Origin of the sequence: Vibrio gelatinilyticus, assembly GCF_022836845.1 — a bacterium.
Lineage (GTDB): Bacteria > Pseudomonadota > Gammaproteobacteria > Enterobacterales > Vibrionaceae > Vibrio > Vibrio gelatinilyticus.
This window is the reverse complement of the sequence record NZ_JAJNNZ010000003.1, coordinates 84,964-102,462: the sequence shown is the minus strand read 5'-3', so window position 1 is coordinate 102,462 and position 17,499 is coordinate 84,964. Positions and strand designations below refer to the sequence as shown.

17 protein-coding genes are annotated in these 17,499 nt (G+C 44.6%); 8 read left to right on the top strand and 9 right to left on the bottom strand.

All coding sequences use genetic code 11. From position 1 onward, the window contains the following. Positions 1 to 20: 20 nt before the first annotated feature. Positions 21 to 497: a L,D-transpeptidase family protein gene (locus LNL84_RS04650; RefSeq protein ID WP_244355871.1), complete on the bottom strand. Its 477-nt coding sequence runs from the start codon at positions 495 to 497 to the stop codon at positions 21 to 23. A 275-nt stretch (positions 498 to 772) separates the two neighbouring features. Here LNL84_RS04650 and LNL84_RS04645 point away from each other — a divergent pair, with 275 nt between their 5' ends. From LNL84_RS04645 to LNL84_RS04630, 4 genes are all read left to right on the top strand, one after another. Then, positions 773 to 1,492 (top strand): SDR family oxidoreductase, encoded by a 720-nt coding sequence (locus LNL84_RS04645; protein ID WP_244355511.1) that lies wholly within the window; start codon positions 773 to 775, stop codon positions 1,490 to 1,492. Positions 1,493 to 1,827: 335 nt separating this feature from the next. Next, on the top strand, positions 1,828 to 1,968 hold the full coding sequence (locus tag LNL84_RS04640; protein ID WP_244355510.1) for a hypothetical protein: 141 nt from the start codon (positions 1,828 to 1,830) through the stop codon (positions 1,966 to 1,968). 423 nt (positions 1,969 to 2,391) lie between these two features. Further along, entirely contained in the window at positions 2,392 to 3,603 is a 1,212-nt protein-coding gene (locus LNL84_RS04635) for an MFS transporter (protein ID WP_244355509.1), read from the top strand. Positions 3,604 to 3,712: 109 nt separating this feature from the next. Beyond that, positions 3,713 to 4,447: a sulfite exporter TauE/SafE family protein gene (locus tag LNL84_RS04630; RefSeq protein ID WP_244355507.1), complete on the top strand. Its 735-nt coding sequence runs from the start codon at positions 3,713 to 3,715 to the stop codon at positions 4,445 to 4,447. Positions 4,448 to 4,503: 56 nt separating this feature from the next. Here the strand turns inward: LNL84_RS04630 and LNL84_RS04625 are convergent, their stop codons facing one another. Beyond that, a complete protein-coding gene (locus LNL84_RS04625; protein ID WP_244355506.1) occupies positions 4,504 to 4,665 on the bottom strand; it encodes a hypothetical protein in 162 nt (53 codons plus the stop codon). A 254-nt stretch (positions 4,666 to 4,919) separates the two neighbouring features. Between LNL84_RS04625 and LNL84_RS04620 the strand changes: the two genes are divergently transcribed. Next, positions 4,920 to 6,026, top strand: a complete 1,107-nt coding sequence (locus LNL84_RS04620; protein WP_425244288.1) for a DUF3541 domain-containing protein — start codon at positions 4,920 to 4,922, stop codon at positions 6,024 to 6,026. A 104-nt stretch (positions 6,027 to 6,130) separates the two neighbouring features. Here the strand turns inward: LNL84_RS04620 and LNL84_RS04615 are convergent, their stop codons facing one another. The 4 genes from LNL84_RS04615 to LNL84_RS04600 form a co-directional block, all read right to left on the bottom strand. Continuing rightward, on the bottom strand, positions 6,131 to 7,222 hold the full coding sequence (locus LNL84_RS04615; protein WP_244355503.1) for an ABC transporter ATP-binding protein: 1,092 nt from the start codon (positions 7,220 to 7,222) through the stop codon (positions 6,131 to 6,133). A 33-nt stretch (positions 7,223 to 7,255) separates the two neighbouring features. Next, on the bottom strand, positions 7,256 to 8,455 hold the full coding sequence (locus LNL84_RS04610; RefSeq protein ID WP_244355502.1) for a carbohydrate ABC transporter permease: 1,200 nt from the start codon (positions 8,453 to 8,455) through the stop codon (positions 7,256 to 7,258). Further along, a complete protein-coding gene (locus LNL84_RS04605) occupies positions 8,455 to 9,465 on the bottom strand; it encodes a carbohydrate ABC transporter permease (protein ID WP_244355501.1) in 1,011 nt (336 codons plus the stop codon). The genes LNL84_RS04610 and LNL84_RS04605 overlap by 1 nt, the downstream gene beginning before the upstream one ends. 107 nt (positions 9,466 to 9,572) lie before the next feature. Next, a complete protein-coding gene (locus LNL84_RS04600; RefSeq protein WP_244355500.1) occupies positions 9,573 to 10,925 on the bottom strand; it encodes an ABC transporter substrate-binding protein in 1,353 nt (450 codons plus the stop codon). Between the two features lie 313 nt (positions 10,926 to 11,238). Here LNL84_RS04600 and LNL84_RS04595 point away from each other — a divergent pair, with 313 nt between their 5' ends. The 3 genes from LNL84_RS04595 (at position 11,239) to LNL84_RS04585 (ending at position 14,518) form a co-directional block, all read left to right on the top strand. Beyond that, positions 11,239 to 12,279: a LacI family DNA-binding transcriptional regulator gene (locus LNL84_RS04595; protein WP_244355499.1), complete on the top strand. Its 1,041-nt coding sequence runs from the start codon at positions 11,239 to 11,241 to the stop codon at positions 12,277 to 12,279. A gap of 33 nt (positions 12,280 to 12,312) precedes the next feature. Next, positions 12,313 to 14,001, top strand: a complete 1,689-nt coding sequence (locus tag LNL84_RS04590) for a glycoside hydrolase family 13 protein (protein WP_244355498.1) — start codon at positions 12,313 to 12,315, stop codon at positions 13,999 to 14,001. Between the two features lie 160 nt (positions 14,002 to 14,161). After that, a complete protein-coding gene (locus tag LNL84_RS04585; RefSeq protein WP_244355497.1) occupies positions 14,162 to 14,518 on the top strand; it encodes a YibL family ribosome-associated protein in 357 nt (118 codons plus the stop codon). 55 nt (positions 14,519 to 14,573) lie between these two features. Here LNL84_RS04585 and LNL84_RS04580 read toward each other — a convergent pair whose 3' ends face one another. The 3 genes from LNL84_RS04580 to LNL84_RS04570 all read right to left on the bottom strand — a co-directional run bounded on the left by LNL84_RS04580 (position 14,574) and on the right by LNL84_RS04570 (position 17,096). Continuing rightward, the gene (locus LNL84_RS04580; RefSeq protein WP_244355496.1) at positions 14,574 to 15,365 is read right to left on the bottom strand and encodes an alpha/beta fold hydrolase; all 792 of its coding nucleotides are present in this window, start codon (positions 15,363 to 15,365) and stop codon (positions 14,574 to 14,576) included. Between the two features lie 142 nt (positions 15,366 to 15,507). Then, positions 15,508 to 16,047, bottom strand: coding sequence for a glutathione peroxidase (locus LNL84_RS04575; protein ID WP_244355869.1), 540 nt, complete (start codon positions 16,045 to 16,047; stop codon positions 15,508 to 15,510). Between the two features lie 143 nt (positions 16,048 to 16,190). After that, entirely contained in the window at positions 16,191 to 17,096 is a 906-nt protein-coding gene (locus LNL84_RS04570; protein WP_244355495.1) for a DnaJ C-terminal domain-containing protein, read from the bottom strand. Positions 17,097 to 17,499 lie beyond the last annotated feature (403 nt).

The window sequence follows — 17,499 nt, the reverse complement described above, 5'->3', positions numbered from 1 at the left end:
ATGTCATTTTCAGACGAGCCTTACCAACGAATATAAATGGGAGTACCGATTCTAACCAGTGAGATGAATTCATCCATCTCATCATTTGTGATGGCTATGCAGCCATTGGTCCAATCGAAGCTTTGCACAAAGCGAGGGTCTTTGACATTACCATTCTTCAGGCCATGAATTTTGATGTTGCCACCCGGGTTGACCTCGAGCACTTCGGCTCGTTTTCTATCTCGAAGATTAGGATAGCTGACGTGCATAGAACGATAAAAACTAGAATCGTCCATCACAAAATCTAAATAATACTTCCCTTCTGGAGTGCGGTTGTCGCCTTCCTGAACCTTATGCCCTTTCGGATTTTTACCCAATGCGATTCGATACTCGCGTATAACTTCGTTGCCATCCATTAAGTACATTCGACGTGACGATTTCTTAACTTCTACGCGATCGATATGGGCCTGTGGGACAATGCTCATCATCTCGCCTCGACTCACCGCGCTATAAGTCATCAACAACAATGTTGAAATAATCAACAAAAGAAACCTGTACATCAACCAACCACCTCTCTGACAATGGCAAGCAGTGTAGACACTAATTTCTCACCTGCCAACGACATTATCCTGAATCTATTCTGACAGTATAGAAAATGATAAATCTCTCAATTTATTGTTGTTATATGGCAACACTGAATCAATTAGAACGATATATATCAACAATACAGCGCAAACTATAATGGTTTCATCAAACAGTCATCCTGACTCGATATCATTAAGAGGTAGAAAACATGAAATCCCTAATCGTTATTACAGGTGCAAGTTCTGGCATTGGCGAAGCGATTGCACGTCGACTTAGTGAAGCTGGACATCCATTATTATTAATTGCGAGACGCGTAGAAAAGCTCACGGCCCTCAACCTTCCCAATACGCTGTGTGAGCATGTTGATATCACCGACAAAGCGTCATTTACAGCCGCAATCAACAAAGCTGAATCGATGTACGGCCCAGCAGATGCAATCATCAACAACGCAGGGGTCATGTTGTTAGGTCAAATCGATCAGCAAAATTCTAGTGAATGGCAATCGATGTTCGATGTTAACGTCATAGGACTGCTTAATGGTATGCAAGCTGTCCTTGCCCCAATGAAAGCACGTAACCACGGTACGATTATCAACATTAGTTCCATCGCCGGGCGTAAAACTTTTGGTAATCATGCTGCGTACTGCGGGACCAAATTTGCGGTACATGCGATTTCTGAAAATGTCAGAGAGGAAGTTGCCGCCAGTAATGTACGTGTTGTGACCATCGCACCGGGTGCGGTTGAGACTGAATTACTTTCTCACACCACATCACAAGAGATCAAAGACAGCTATCAAGACTGGAAACAAGAGATGGGTGGAGTATTAGCCGCAGACGACGTTGCAAGAGCCGTTGAGTTCGCTTATCAGCAGCCACAAGATGTTTGTATTCGAGAGATTGTTCTCGCGCCAACGCGCCAACAACCTTAAAACGCAATAACCTTCAGTCATAAGTAAGTAGCAGGGTGATCTCATTGAGCGATGACCCTGCTACTTACGCTCTCTAAACAGGTAAAAACAATCCCCTGAGGCGAATTTTCACCCAATTTATATTACATACACCCCGCCCCTACTAAACAACATATCACCTTTGACCTGAGTCACCAGAAAACTTGTAAAACTTTGTAAGAAATCGTCACCGTCGCTTTTTTCGACAATCAAATAAACTCGATTTGAATAGAGCCTATCGGGTCGCAAATTTAAATAACCATCCGGTTAAAATGGTCTGAGATTTAACATTAATCTGCAATGAATAGAGGTGTACCATGGAAAAAGTTATTAATACTTTAGGACTTCTCATTATTGCCTGCAAATACGCGGCTGTACTTCTCGTTGCCGGAATTGCAATTAGTACAGGTGCGGTAGCCGCAGACATGCTGCTTATTGGGATGGAGGGAACAGAGTAAGTTTTGTAGGGACAGCAACACCTTCTTTTATACTCCAATTTGTTGCTGACTTTTGGGAGTGGTAACACTCCCTATTTTTTTCAGAGCCATCCTAGCCAAATCTATGCGTAAAATGCATAGATATACTGTCGTAAAATTCATTTGTTGCACAGCCCATCCCTCTTTATTATCGGCGCTCCTTTTTTATCCCCCAAACTCGTATGTTTTTGTTTACCTCCCAAAACTTGCCATGTCAGCTACTACGAATGTCGTTACTGCTGATACTGACACTAACGCTGGTCAATAATAACAGCCGCCTTGTGGCGCTTTTATCTAGCCATGCGGTTAGCGCTGGTTGCCATCAACAAAATAGTGATGGCCAGGCGTCTCATAACCATAACCATAACCATAACCATAACCATAACCATAACCACTAAGAATTTTATGAGTATTTTTCGTTTTCCACCGCTTGTATGGATAGGAATCGCTATCCTTATCATTAGCCTAGGTGTACGCCAATCTTTTGGTATCTTCATGATGCCCATTTCTGATCATTTTGGTACTGGGCGCGAATTTTTTAGCTTAGCAATCGCGCTGCAAAACCTTTTATTTGGTGTTTATCAACCGTTTGTTGGAATGGCCGCGGATAAATGGGGCGCAAAGCGAATCATTTCCATTGGGGCCGTAGCCTATGCGTTAGGGCTCTACCTAACTTCTATTGCAACGCTGCCAAGTACACTGTATTTCTCATTGGGCGCATTGGTCGGGTTGGGGCTTAGCGCCACTAGTTACGTGATCATTTTAGGCTCTGTTGCTAAGGTGGTTCCTGCTCAGCACGCCGCTAAAGCCTTTGGACTGACCACAGCTGCAGGCTCTTTTGGTATGTTTGCTGTCATCCCTGGTGCACAATGGCTATTGGCAGAGTTTAACTGGCAACAAGCACTGCAAGTCTTTGCGCTGCTCTGTACCTTAATGATTGCCTTTGCGTCGTTTACCAGAAACACGCCTTCAAACTCGCCACAGGCTCAGGAAAACAACGATGATTTCACTTTAAAGCAAGCACTCGCAGAAGCCTTTAGGCATAAAGGGTACTGGCTAATCCACGCTGGATTCTTTGTTTGTGGCTTCCATGTAATGTTCATTGCCACACACCTGCCAAGTTACCTAGCGGACAAACACTTATCTGCACAAGTTGCCGCGATGGCACTGGCCTACGTTGGGATCTTTAATATTTTTGGATCGTACTTCTGGGGAGTAATGGGAGACAAATTCAATAAAAGACACGTCATGTCTGCATTGTATTTGGTGAGAACAATCGTCATTGCTGGTTTTGTGACGCTTCCCATTACTGAAGGTACAGCCTCTCTATTTGGCGCAGCAATCGGCTTTTGCTGGCTGGGAACCGTACCATTGACATCAGGGCTAGTCAGACAGATTTTTGGAGCAAAATACCTCTCGACTCTGTATGGCCTGGTGTTTTTTACCCATCAGTTGGGTAGCTTCCTTGGGGCATGGGTTGGCGGACGGATCTACGATCACTATGGATCGTACGATCCTATTTGGTGGTCGACTGTTGCTCTGGCCTTTATTGCCGCATTAATTCATCTGCCAATCAACGATAAACCTGTGGTTAGGCCCACGCCTGCGCTGGCTTGACACCTATTTAATAACTTAGTGAATTAATAGGTAATATCTAGCCAATCAATTGAAACTCAGTAAAATAGCAAAGGTGGGTTGCTCCCACCTTTTGTTTTAAGGAAGAAACATGATTTCACAGTGGTTTAGCGAAACAGCATTGATTGCAATGCTCCTTATTTTTATCGGTTCATTTGTTCAAACTGCCATTGGTTTCGGGCTCGCCATCGTAGCGGCGCCTCTGCTCTTCCTTATATCCCCTGATTACGTCCCCGCTCCCATATGCCTTGTTGCCTTATTTATCTCGATACTTAATGCATTAAAGCATCGCAGTAGCATTGCTCTTGGTGGTCTTAAAATGGCGATGATAGGCCGAATTCCTGGTTCTATAGCCGGTGCTGCATTGCTTGTATATGTGTCGACTCAGTTACTGTCATTGTGGTTAGGTATATTGGTTCTGTTTGCTGTCACCGTTAGCCTATTGCCCTTTCGAGTAGAGCCTACAGCCCGGCGCATGTGCGTCGCTGGATTTTTTTCGGGGTTTTTCGGCACGAGTTCCGGAATAGGCGGGCCGCCTATGGCACTACTTCTACAACACCAGGAAGCCAATCAATTAAGGGGCAACTTATCGGCATTCTTTGTGTTCAGCTCTTTGATTTCGTTAATGATGCAAATCCCTGTTGGCTTTCTAAATACACATCATCTATGGATAACCGTTCCATTGATACCGGCAGCTTATTTGGGTTATAAAGTTGCTAGAGTTACGACTCAATCTTTACCAAAAAATGTAATTCGAATGGGTGCATTAATCTTGTGCTCACTTAGTGGCATAACGGCAATGTGGCAGGGGTTATCCAGCATATAAATAAAATCAGCCTTATAAGGCTGACTTTATTTTCATGGATTTATAAATTTATTTACTTAACCACCGAGCTTTGTCATTCCCGATGGACAAACTTGCAGGTGAGTCGTAACAACCAGCCCTGAGTCATTTAAACATATAGTGCCTGGAGCACCTCCCTCTTCCGCATTGATAGAAAAAGACAGAGTAAGCAATGACATAATTGATAATATTTTTCTCACAGTTTATCTCCATATAACTATACTTTCCTACTATGCTTGGCTTTCATTTAATAACCTAGCACAATTAAAAACTAGCCAGTTTACTCACTATTATCAAGGCGGTTTATGTTAATATTATGCCCCAGTTCTCATCCAGGATATAAACACCTAACACAACCATAACACTCATCAATAAAGTTTACTCACGCATAACAAACACCCATCAATAATAATTAATAATGGATTATTTTCTAAATAATCATCAAGGTATAGACATGCGTGTCCGCAAGGGAATGATAGGCATAGCTGCAAGTATATTGCTAATAACTGGTGCTGGTGTGGTTGAGTTAACCCGCTCAAAATCCACACCTCAAAACTACGTCGCAGCAGAGACGGTAAAAGAAACGTATGAGTCTCGTCTTTACACATTGTCGCCGTATAAGACGGGCCACTTTGGTCTTCGCATGTTTCGCCAAACCCAAGATCCAAAATATCATTTCGCTATCTGGACAGACATGGCGTATATCGCCAGCCAACTCAATCACCTATCGTCATTAATAGACGATGAAAAAGCAATTTTGGCCTACTCAATGAAGCGCCTAGATGGATATAGTAAAGCGCGAGACGAGCGCAGCCGGCGACGCCATGCCGCTACCAAACACGACCCTAAATACTTCTTTATGGGACTTGATCTACTGCGCTATGTAGCCAGACTGAATGAATACGGCCTAAAACATAAAAAAGATGCTGCTTTACGCGAAGTGTTAAACACTTACGACTTCAAAACTGTGCTTACCGATAAAACTATGATCAAAGCTTGGGCAGCCCAACTGGCAAACCAGGCGTATTGGCTAAAACAAATTGGTGAGGAAGATTTAGTCTCAGAATTTACGCAAGCCTTTCAAGAGGCATACCCCGAACGCGAAGATTACCGACTTTCCACCCAGCAGTTCTCGAACAAGTTATACGGTATGACTCATATCATACTGGCTGATTCTGGTTACTATCAAAAAACGATAAAAGAAAGCGATCATCAATGGATCTACGACTACTTTCGCACACACATTGACGACATTGTTAAGTACACCAAAGAAGACGTGATTGCTGAGGTTGGCTTAACTTTTCTACTCGCCGGGCTGGAAGATGACCCTGTGGTCAAGCGCAGTCAGGAGGTGATTAGAAATGCTATAGACCGCAAATACGGCATGATCCCTTCAGTATCTGGTGATTTTGATTTTGCTTATGGTGAACATCGCAACGTGTTAGCGATCATGTTGCTCGATTGGAAGCAGCCAAATCAAGGCCCAAATGTAGCCAAAACACCCGCACTGTATCGAAGGTTACCTTTCGGGCTAGAAACACAAGCCCCTACGCAATCCTAACCCGTTATCTTTTCGGGCAAAAAGAAACCCTCTTACATTATCCAATATAAAGAGGGTTTTAGAGGATTTTCTAATGAGCTTCCTAGCTCATAGGCATCAACACACTATAAGTACTTGAGAGAGACCCCTTCTTCATCAAAGAGATGAATTTTTTCAGGCTCGGCTTTGAGATGAATTTCCTCACCTTTGTGTAAATCGATAATCCCTGGCAGCTTTGCAACCACGGGATCTTTGTGTCCCTCTACTTCAATATGCAATAACGTCACTTCGCCTAGCGATTCAACGAATTGAACTTTACCCGACAACAGTGCCTCTTGCGCCTCTGCAATCAAGTAGTCCTCTGGGCGAACACCTAGCTGCAACGCACTTCCTTGCAGAGCACTTGATGAGACGATTGGCAGATCAACTTCTTGACCACTCTCAGCTCGTACACGAGTTGTTTCACCCGCAGTATCTAAGATCGCACTGCTAAGGTTCATAGCTGGAGATCCAATAAACTGAGCCACAAACACATTAGCTGGATTGGTATACAATTCTAGGGGCGTGCCGACTTGCTCAATGCGCCCTGCCGATAACACCACGATCCGATCGGCTAACGTCATCGCCTCAACCTGATCATGCGTCACATAGATCATGGTGGTTTGCGTCAATTCTTCTTTTAGATTGGCGATTTCTATTCGAGTTTGTACCCTAAGCGCAGCATCCAGATTTGATAATGGTTCATCAAACAAGAACACTTTAGGCTGTCTGACAATGGCACGACCAATCGCAACGCGCTGCCTTTGTCCTCCAGAAAGCGCCTTTGGTAATCGATCAAGGTACGGTTCTAACTGAAGCATTTGTGCCGCTTCCATGACTCGACTGTGGATTGCTTCTTTGGATTCTTTCGCGATCCGCATGGCAAATGCCATATTGTCGTACACCGTCATATGCGGGTATAAAGCGTAAGTTTGAAACACCATCGCAATCCCACGCATCGCCGCTGGCAGTTCATTGACGCGCGCATCTTCAATTCGCAATTCACCAGAAGATATATCTTCAAGGCCCGCGATCATACGCAGTAGTGTTGATTTACCACAGCCTGATGGGCCAACGAATACGATAAATTCACCCTGATCGATATCCAGATCAATGCCGTGCAGTACCTGAGTGTCACCGTATGATTTTTTTACATTTGTTAAAGATAATCCTGTCATTTTCAATCAATCTCACCGTTGAACCAGTCGCTGCTATTTCACAGAACCAGAAAGAAGCCCACGCACTAAATAGCGTTGTAAGGTAAAGAACACCATCAATGGTACTGCAATCGAAACAAAGGCCGACGCGGTCAAAATCTCCCAGTTCCCCCCTCTTGAACCTAGCATTTCACGAAGACGTGCAGTCAATACCATGTGCTCTTCTCCTGTACCCAAAAATACCGTCGCCACGAGTAGATCGTTCCACACCCAAAGGAATTGGAAGATGCCAAATGATGCCAACGCTGGGAAAGATAATGGCAATACAATACGCATGAATACCTCGAAGTCTGTCGCGCCATCTACTTTTGCCGATTCAATGATTTCTCTTGGTAGACTTGAGATATAGTTTCGTAACAGATAAATCGCGAGGGGCAATCCAAAGCCTGTATGCGCAAGCCAGATCCCCAGATAGGTTTTCGCTCCCACCCCAAAGAAAGCGCCAATATCGTTGTATAGCCTTAACAATGGAATCAGTGACATTTGCAAAGGAACAACCAGCAAACCGACGACCATGGCGATCAGCAAATTTCTTCCCGGCATTTTCATCCATGACAATGCGTAAGCCGCATAGGCCGCAATTAATATAGGGATCACGGTCGCTGGTATAGTTACTGTCAGTGAGTTGATGAACGAGCGACCGATGCCCTCCGCGGTTAACACTTCTTTATAATTATCTAAACCAAACTTTGGCGGCACCACCGCGGTATAAAACACACGCTTTCCACGCTTACCGGTAAATGGCTCTGTTGAGGCCATGCGATATTCACCCGTCTCTGTGACGGTTAACGTCGTACCTTCTTTCATTTTCGCCTTTTCACCCGGCTCATATTGAGTGGGTTCTCGTGATGAGAATCCAAACGCTTTAACATCGGCCGGTTTACCATCGACAAGCAGTTTTCCCGATAACACATAAACATCACCCTCTTGCTTCTGTTTATCCGGACCCTCGGTTCTAGCAACAAGGTTTTGCTCTGACGCGGTCAAAGATGTCCACCATCCCGATAAGGCCAACTGGTCTTTATCTCTAAATGAAGAGATAAACAAGCCCGCAGTTGGTAGGGTCCAAAGAATGACAATCAAAAGCACAGAGAGGTGTACCAATATAGTGAGTGGCGAGCGACGAAGTTTGCTCATACTAAACTTGGCGCTGCGCTCATCTGAAACTGAGTTATTATGCTGTGTCGTCGCCATTATCGATCTTCCATCTGAGCGCTAGCTTGGCGCATGTTCCAAACCATCACGGGAATAACCGCAACCATGATAATGACGGCAATTGCCGCCCCTCGACCAAAATCACCACCACCACGGAACATCCAATCGAACATCATATTGGCAAGCACTTGCGAGCTCCACTGACCGTTCGTCATCGCCAATACGATATCGAATACCTTGAGAACCAAAATGGTTATCGTGGTCCAAACCACAGCGATAGTGCCCCATATTTGAGGGATCAATATCTTAAAGAAGATTTGCACACCGCTTGCACCGTCGAGTACCGCCGCTTCGACAGTTTCTTCAGGAATACCACGAAGTGCGGCAGAAAGGATCACCATCGCAAAACCCGTCTGAATCCAAATTAGGATGACCATCAAAAAGAAGTTGTTCCAAAATGGGATGGTGATCCAGGCTTGTGCACTACCACCAAAGTATTCAACTACCGCATTAAGTAACCCAATCTGCTCCGAGCCCGGAGCGCGATAATCGTAAACAAACTTCCAAATGATAGAGGCACCGATAAACGAGATGGCCATTGGCATGAAGATGAGACTTTTGGCGATATTTCCCCAGCTCACCTTGTCGGTAATCGCTGCTATCACAAGTCCAAAAAACGTTGACGCCGCAGGAACAACCAACAGCCACAATAGGTTGTTAAATAGAGACTCTCTGAATTCTGGATCGTTAAACAACCATAGATAGTTGCTAAGACCGACAAATTTATCGCCGTTGCGATCATGTAAAGAGAGCATAAAGGATTCGAATACTGGATAGACCAAATACAGACCAAGAAAAGTCAGTGCCGGGCCTAAAAACAGCCAGGGGCGAATTGAAGCGGCACGACGCAGGTTTTGCGCCATCTTCATATTCGAGACATTGCGAGTTGGGAATATGACGGTCAGTAACCAATTAGTGCCGACGAAATACAACACACAACCTGCTACACCTAACACCATAATAAATAAAGAGGAATAAAGTTGTTCCATGACTACCTCGCTCAAGAACAAGCGCTCAACAAAAGTAGGCTGAGCGCACTACTGGTATCGTAATCAGTATAACCAATCACGACACCAGCATAGGTACTACTTACTTGTTACTTTAGAGCGTCCCAAGTTTTTTGAATGTCATCTGCGACATCTTGAGCCGGTTTTCCACCACTGTAGTCAACCATTCCTGTCCAAAATGCGCCTGCGCCAATTTTACCCGGCATTAAATCAGAACCATCAAAACGGAATGTTGTTGCTTGAAGCAAGATTTCTCCTTGTTTCTTCAGTGTATCATTACCGTACGCAGCCACATTTGCACCTTTGTGTGGCGTCAAGAAGCCTGATTGCGCCATCCAAATTTCGTGAGCAATCGGTGACTGAAGGAACTCCATAAATGCGCGTGCGGCCTCAGAGTCTTTAGTAATGCTCCACATGGTGCCCGCACCCAGAACGGGTTTACCTAAATCTTTAGACTCGTAAGCTGGGAAGTAGAAAAAGTCGACATCTTCACCTAGTTCAGTGCCATCAGGAAAGAAGCTTGGAATAAACGACGCTTGTCGATGCATGTAACACTTCACTGGCGATGTAAACATACCTTTTGGCGAATCACGGAAATCCGTCGCGGCAACCGCGCGCGAACCGCCATCTACAAATTTGTCGTTACCGACAAACCAACCAAACTCATCGATGGCTCCAACCACTTTCGGATCGTTAAATTTAAGCTCGTTGGTCGTCCACTTATCGTAGTCTGCTGGAGACTGTGTTCGCAACATCATATCTTCAACCCAGTCGGTCGCAGGCCAGCCCGTTGCTCCGCCCGAACCCAGGCCAACACACCAAGGTGTTTCGCCGTCTTTGACGATTTGTTCTGTCAGAGCTTTAAGCTCTTCCATCGATTCTGGCACTTCATAACCTGCATCTTCGAAGTTTTCTGGTATATACCAAACCAACGACTTCAAATCGACTTTATAGAAGAAACCATAAAGTGCATCTTTGCCATCTTTACCAGCAAAAGTCCCTAAATCCACCCAAGATGAACCAGCAGCGTAGTTGTCATTTACCCATTCACCCATCTTTGGATCTAACGGGGTTAGGAAACCTTTTGATGCGAGATCAGCAGCAAGACCCGGTTGTGGGAAGATAGCAATGTTTGGTGCACTACCAGCTTGGACATCAATCGCAATTTGCTGCTCGAAGGAGTCTGAGCCAGAATAGTTCACGGTCGCTCCTGTCGCAGCTTCGAAGTAAGCGATAACGCTTTCAATCAGCTCTTTATCTTCGGTTAACCAGGGACCAAAGATCGTGACAGTTTCACCTTTAAGATCCATGTTCTTTAGTTCTTCATAGCTTTGCCAATTGAACCGGTCATCATCACCGGGGGTGTATTTCAAATCAGCAGCAAAAGCAGTAGATGTGGATATAGCCAGCGCAACAGCACCAGAAAGTAGGGAGGTTTTCATCGGTATAGACTCCATGTATTTAGATACTTTGTGTCATTTATTATTGTGTTCAAGGCTTGCGTATTATGAACCACACTTAAACGGTTAAGCCCTTATAACCACCTTAATTGAAAAATGAAATTTCGCTCAAATTTCATCCAACCCTTGTGTTTTAGATCAAATTTTCCCCATTTTCATTAACAACAAAGTGACCGTCATCAAACAATACATATGTACATTAAACAACCATTCGCGTTTTTACTTAAACGATTTAGACTCTATTGGATATATTGCTTACGCTGATCGATATTGTCGTTCTCTAAGGGAGTAAACCATGGTGATTCAAGTGCGTAAAAAGCCAACACTTAAGACCGTTGCCGCACACCTTGGTGTCTCAACGGCCACCGTTTCTAACGCCTTTAATCGCCCTACTCAACTATCAAAATCACTCAGGGAAAAGATCTTAGCTGAATGTGAAATGCTTGGTTATAGTGGACCGAGCATCACCGCGCGCAGTTTACGTACAGGAAAAACAGGTGTTATTGGCGTTTTATTGGCAGATTGCCTTGCCTACAGTTTTACCGACCCGGTTGCGACTCTATTTTTGGGTGGCATTTCAGATACCCTAGATGAAGCGCACGTCAATATGTTGCTGCTTCCCTCTAATAAAGAGAACTACCAAAACACTCAGGTTGAAAGTATTCCAGACAGTTTTATTGTCTACGGTAAGCCCGCAGATTCCAGTGTCATCGAATTTATTCAACGTCAGCATAAACCGATTGTTACCGTCGATTTCCTACTCGATGACTGCCCATCGATCAACATTGATAATCAACGAGCCAGTTACGACATCGCGATGCACGCAATTGAATCAAAACACGATAACGTACTGATTCTTGGTCTAAGGTTAGAGCCTTCTGCGTCTTTGTCCCTCGCCAACATGGATAACTTATACAACTGCAACGAGTCGATTTCTCGTTGTCGTTTTGATGGCTACGTGCAAGCTCTAAAGGAACGTGATATTCCCCTTAACCCAGACAATGTGTGGCAAATACATGACCTTGATGTCAGTACATTAAAAACCATGTTGCGTGGGGCTTTAACAGCCCCTAAAAAAGTCGATGTACTATTGTGCATGAGTGACAAAATAGCGTTAGCCGCGATGGAGGTCGCTCACGAGCTTAATATCGAACTGTCGAATTCACTCAAGATTGTCGGTTTCGACGGTATCCCCAAATCTCAGGAAGCCGGGTTGACCACTGTCGAACAGCCTATTTTCCAAAAAGGCCAGGTTGCCGCTCGCATGGCGCTTGGTCAAATTCCCTACGAATCTATCGAGCTGGACACTCAACTTATAATTCGATCCAGCAGTTAATCGTGATCTCACTTGCTAAGGAGAATTTCATTCATGAGTACGAAGCATCTGGAAAAGCGTTGGTGGCATGACGCTGTGGTTTACCAAATCTATCCGCGAAGTTTTAATGACTCAAATGGTGATGGGATCGGTGATATTCCCGGAATCATCGAAAAGCTTGATTATATACAAGAGCTTGGCGCTAACGTCATTTGGCTCAGCCCAGTGTATAAGTCTCCGATGGATGATAATGGATACGACATCTCCGACTATCGTTCGATAGCACCCGAATTTGGCACAATGACCGACATGGAAAAGCTTCTGTACGAAGCGGATCTGCGCGGCATTAAAATCGTCATGGATTTGGTTGTAAATCACACTTCAGACCAACATCCGTGGTTCATCGAGTCAAAAAGCAGTCTCGATAATCCAAAACGAGATTGGTATATCTGGAAAGACGCAAAGCAAGGTGGCAGCGAGCCCAATAACTGGGAGTCTTTTTTTGAACCTAAAGCTTGGACCTTCGACGAGCCAAGCAATCAATACTATTTGCACATCTTTAGTCACAAGCAACCGGATCTCAACTGGGCCAACCCAGAAGTCAGAGAAGCGGTTTATGACATGATGCATTTTTGGTTGAAAAAAGGTTTAGGTGGTTTCCGCATGGATGTTATCAACATGATTGGCAAGCCATCGGACTTCCCAGATGCCACTATTTTTGACTCCGGTGTCGCGGGTTGGGAGCACTGGGCTAATAACCTGCTCTGTCATCAGTATCTGCGCGAAATGCACGATAAAGTACTCAAACACTATGATGTATTAACCGTTGGCGAGACACCTTTCACCAACACGCTAGATGGTCGCTTCTACTCGCATCCCGATAGAAATGAGATCAGCATGATCTTTCAATTTGAACACGTCAGCATTGACCGAGAAGAGCATAATGCCGTCAAAAAAGATTTCGACCTTGTGCAGTACAAAGAGATCATGTCGCGATGGCAAGAAGACTTATATCAAAAGGGCTGGAACAGTGTTTACTGGAGTAATCATGACCAACCAAGAGCGGTTTCTCGCTACGGTTGCGACTCAGGTCCAAACAGAATCATCAGCGCCAAAATGTTGGCTACCGTACTCCACATGATGAGCGGCACACCTTATATTTATCAAGGAGAAGAGCTAGGTATGACTAACAAGCACTTTTCGCACATTGATGAATTTAATGACCTGATGGCAAAGTTCCACTATCAGAAAATGATCAACAAGGGTGTTAGCGAACAAACGGCCATCGATTTTCTCAACGATTTTTCTCGAGATCATGCACGCGTTCCGATGCACTGGGATGGCAGCGATAACGGCGGATTCACGACCGGAAAGCCTTGGTTGCCGCTCAACCCGAACTACACTGATATCAATGCTAGCCAAGCGCTACTTGACCATGATTCTGTCTATCACTATTACCGCCAACTTGCGGAACTAAGAAAAGGTGAAGAATATGGCGAGATCATCGTGTACGGTAAACACACCTTGCTTGATCCACAAGATAAAGATGTCTACGCCTATTTACGTTCTTTCGGGGAAAAAACACTACTGATTGTCGCCAACTTCAGCGATCAGATACAAAAAAGACATTACTCGGGCCAGCTTAACTACCACGTGCTCGGTAACTTACCAGATAAGGTCACCGACCTCAGCCGCCTGACTTTATTACCCTATCAAGCGTTTATTGCCGAGATCACGCTATAAGTTCAACTGTGCCCCTACCTCCCTGAGCCCAGGGGCGCTTTCAGATTTGCCACGTCAAATGACGTTTCTCTCGATTAACACTCGGATTTCAGTGCTATTATTGTTGTGGTATACTCCGCGCCCCAATCCACGTTGGCTTGGTCGAAATTAGGAAAAGAATATGAGTGGTAAGAACGAACTTCAGCAAATGAAGAATCGCCTAGACAAGTGCAAAAACAAACTCGCTGCAGCTAAAACTCGTGGCGATGCATCTGTTATTCGCCAATTTGAAGACGAAATTAATAAATTAAATAAGCGGATTGCTCAGGTCAATCACAAGCAAAGTTTCGATCTTAACAAAGAGCGCAAAGCGCTATTGGCAATGCCATTTCAACGTGAAATCACGAAGCTTGAACAGGCTGATATGGGCAAACTGAAAAAGCGCGTTAAAGGTCTGGTGGTAGTCCACCCAATGACTAAGGTCGGCAAAGCGCTAAAACTTGATGTGGTGACCGGATTCGCACCAAAAGAATTCTAAGAATTCTGCCTGAGAGCCTCAAGATTGGGGCTCAGCTCCAACTCCACCATATTGGCTACATCTCTTTAAGAGAATGACTGGCAAATGTCCCTGTCGAAATATAGTTCACAATTAATTCCGTCACATGCGGGTCGCGACGTAAACGATCGTGCTTTCGATCGACCAAAGCAAAATCTTTCATTCCGGTAAGCTTTGTCGAATTGACCGATACTAAACCGTCATTAGGTTCATCAAATAAACCATTAAATAATGGATAACTTGCGGTGCCTGCTATTACGCCAAAATCGTAGTTAGGTTGGGGTAATTGATTCGGAAAACTATCATTATGGGTTGTCAAAGATTCTGCCGTCTCTCCTAATGTGGACAACAACCAGGATCGCGCAAAGAAGTCAGCAACATCACTACCTTGATTTGGAGTGCCAACAAACACCACTTCTCCCATTTTATCTGAATTGACCAGGCGCGGATGGCTGGCTAAATAAGAACGAATCACTAAACCACCAAGAGAGTGGCCAACAAAGTGTACTTTCTGACGATTCGTGGATTGTTCTGGGTTGCTAGCGAGTTTCGCAAGACAGCGTTCTATTTCTTGAGTACTAGAATCGAGCGTGTGATCGAGTGACTGTCGTATCGTGGGATAATCTACGACGCACACCTGATAGCCTCGTTCTTCAATGAGTTCAGACATGGTTTTCATCGACCACGAACTGCGGCCGAGTCCATGAATGATGATCACTTGCTCATCAGTGGCCGATGAGTTGAAGGTAACGACTTGCTCGGATTCGGGTTTACTGCAACCACTCACAGAAAGCAGCAGTGGCAGCAGAATCACTGAGATCCACTTCATTTGTGACTCCTTTGGCACTTCGATATAAACGGCATACCATAAGATTACCAAACAGGACCAACCAGTGCGACATATAATTCTTTGGTAATGGCTTTCTATTAAAGCTCAGTTACAGAAAACATGCTCTTTTTGACTCAACTTATTACAGATTGTTTTCTATGACCGAGGTAATATCTTGCGAAACTGGCGACGTACTGCTGGCGAATGTACCCACCACATTGCCCTCTCTATCAATCACGTATTTATAGAAATTCCATCTTGGAACCACGCCCGATTGGCGAGCAATCTCTGTAAAGACGGGGTTAGCTTTAGCGCCTTTGATAGAACTTCTTGCCATCATCGGAAAAGTCACGCCAAAGTCGAGGTAACAAACTTTCGCGGTCTTTTCTTCACTTCCTCGGTCTTGATTAAAGTCATTTGATGGAAAGCCAACCACAGCGAACCCCTGGTCCTGATATTTTTTGTGCAGCTGTTCTAACTGCTCAAACTGACCCGTAAAACCGCACTGACTCGCGGTGTTGACCACCAGCAAGACTTTGCCTTGAAATTCGTCACACAAATTAACCTGTTCAACTGCATTCAGTTTTCTTTGAGTTGAATCCAGAACTTCAGGGCAACTTTTTGCCAACGCTGAGCTACTAAGCGCACTTGCTATTAGCAGCATTAAAACACTATTAATCATTCGCCACATACACACCTCCCATTTTCCTTTTCTTTAATACGAAGGCTAGTCCAAAAGGATTGCGCTAGGCGCAAAAAAACAGCGCTTCCTGTAAAGGGAGCGCTGCAAGTAATATGTACTGTGAACCATCTCGCTAAGACGATTTAAAACGTGGCGCGCAACTTTTCGAGTAACTCAGTTTGTTCTGGCGTTAGGTTTGTTGGCGTTTTAACTACAATTTTCACCAACAGATCACCGGTTTCACCTTTGCGACTGGTCACCCCTTTGCCTTTCACTTTGAACTTTCGTCCATGTTGAGTTCCCGCTGGGATTTTTAGTTTAAAACGACTATCAAAAACATTGATCTCGACCTCACCACCAAGCGCTGCGGTTACCATGTCGATTGTGGTGTTGCAGATCAAATTGTTCTCATCACGCTCTAGGTAGCTATGGCTGCGAGTGGCAATAATCAATAACAGATCGCCTGCAGTCCCACCATGAACACCCGCTGAACCTTTACCAGAAAAACGGATCTTTTCGCCATCTTTAATGCCGGCGGGGATCTTAACGTTGATTTTTTTCTGTTCACCGTTAATTGGCAGTTCAACGACTTTTTCTGCACCTTGAATCGCGTCAACGAAATCAACCGTTAAAGTAAATTCTCTGTCTTGACCACGCTGAGCTCGCGATTGACGACCTCTACCTTGCGAAAACATATCATCGAAACCGCCAAATCCACCGCCAAATCCTTGACCACGATGTCTAAACGCATCACCAAAAATGTCTTCAAAGCCTCCACCGCCAAAGCCGTGTTGACGCCCTTGTCCACCAAACCCGCCACTTCCTTCAAATGCAGCGTGACCAAATTGGTCGTACTGACGACGTTTTTCGGTGTCAGTAAGCACTTCGTAAGCTTCTTTCACTTCTTTAAAATTGGCTTCTGCGGCTGCATTATCTGGGTTTTTGTCCGGATGATACTTCATCGCCAGACGCTTGTAGGCTTTTTTGATCTCTCTCTCTGAGGCACCCTTGGATACACCTAGCACGTTGTAATAATCTCGCTTCGACATGCTAAAACCTCATCTCTATGTCTCTACAGTAGAAAGGGCGTATGAGTTCCCTCTTACGCCCTGAATACCGACAAGTTTATGTATTTATAAACATAACTCAACCATTTATTACACAGGATGTGCTACCGCTAGAGAAGCATTCAAAAACAAACCCGATACTTCCCATAGCGGGCGCCCTTCGGACATATCCTCTCTTTTGATCTTAGCGTACTTTAGCTTTTGCGTTGCTAAACAATACTAGTGGAAATCATTGAGACCCAAGATATGTCTCCAATTAGAAATCAGCGTGAAACTAATACACATAACTTGGCTTCTTGAGCCACTTTTATAATCAGATGACGCCAACAGAATTACTGCGACTGGCGACTCTTACAGCACGGTAAGCGCTGTCATCTCTATGTCA

Bases quoted from the DNA above. Each gene is read 5' to 3' on its own strand.
- LNL84_RS04650 (WP_244355871.1), bottom strand. From the start codon at position 497: ATGACTTATAGCGCGGTGAGTCGAGGCGAGATGATGAGCATTGTCCCA.
- LNL84_RS04645 (WP_244355511.1), top strand. From the start codon at position 773: ATGAAATCCCTAATCGTTATTACAGGTGCAAGTTCTGGCATTGGCGAA.
- LNL84_RS04640 (WP_244355510.1), top strand. From the start codon at position 1,828: ATGGAAAAAGTTATTAATACTTTAGGACTTCTCATTATTGCCTGCAAA.
- LNL84_RS04635 (WP_244355509.1), top strand. From the start codon at position 2,392: ATGAGTATTTTTCGTTTTCCACCGCTTGTATGGATAGGAATCGCTATC.
- LNL84_RS04630 (WP_244355507.1), top strand. From the start codon at position 3,713: ATGATTTCACAGTGGTTTAGCGAAACAGCATTGATTGCAATGCTCCTT.
- LNL84_RS04620 (WP_425244288.1), top strand. From the start codon at position 4,920: ATGCGTGTCCGCAAGGGAATGATAGGCATAGCTGCAAGTATATTGCTA.
- LNL84_RS04615 (WP_244355503.1), bottom strand. From the start codon at position 7,222: ATGACAGGATTATCTTTAACAAATGTAAAAAAATCATACGGTGACACT.
- LNL84_RS04610 (WP_244355502.1), bottom strand. From the start codon at position 8,455: ATGGCGACGACACAGCATAATAACTCAGTTTCAGATGAGCGCAGCGCC.
- LNL84_RS04605 (WP_244355501.1), bottom strand. From the start codon at position 9,465: ATGGAACAACTTTATTCCTCTTTATTTATTATGGTGTTAGGTGTAGCA.
- LNL84_RS04600 (WP_244355500.1), bottom strand. From the start codon at position 10,925: ATGAAAACCTCCCTACTTTCTGGTGCTGTTGCGCTGGCTATATCCACA.
- LNL84_RS04595 (WP_244355499.1), top strand. From the start codon at position 11,239: ATGGTGATTCAAGTGCGTAAAAAGCCAACACTTAAGACCGTTGCCGCA.
- LNL84_RS04590 (WP_244355498.1), top strand. From the start codon at position 12,313: ATGAGTACGAAGCATCTGGAAAAGCGTTGGTGGCATGACGCTGTGGTT.
- LNL84_RS04585 (WP_244355497.1), top strand. From the start codon at position 14,162: ATGAGTGGTAAGAACGAACTTCAGCAAATGAAGAATCGCCTAGACAAG.
- LNL84_RS04580 (WP_244355496.1), bottom strand. From the start codon at position 15,365: ATGAAGTGGATCTCAGTGATTCTGCTGCCACTGCTGCTTTCTGTGAGT.
- LNL84_RS04575 (WP_244355869.1), bottom strand. From the start codon at position 16,047: ATGATTAATAGTGTTTTAATGCTGCTAATAGCAAGTGCGCTTAGTAGC.
- LNL84_RS04570 (WP_244355495.1), bottom strand. From the start codon at position 17,096: ATGTCGAAGCGAGATTATTACAACGTGCTAGGTGTATCCAAGGGTGCC.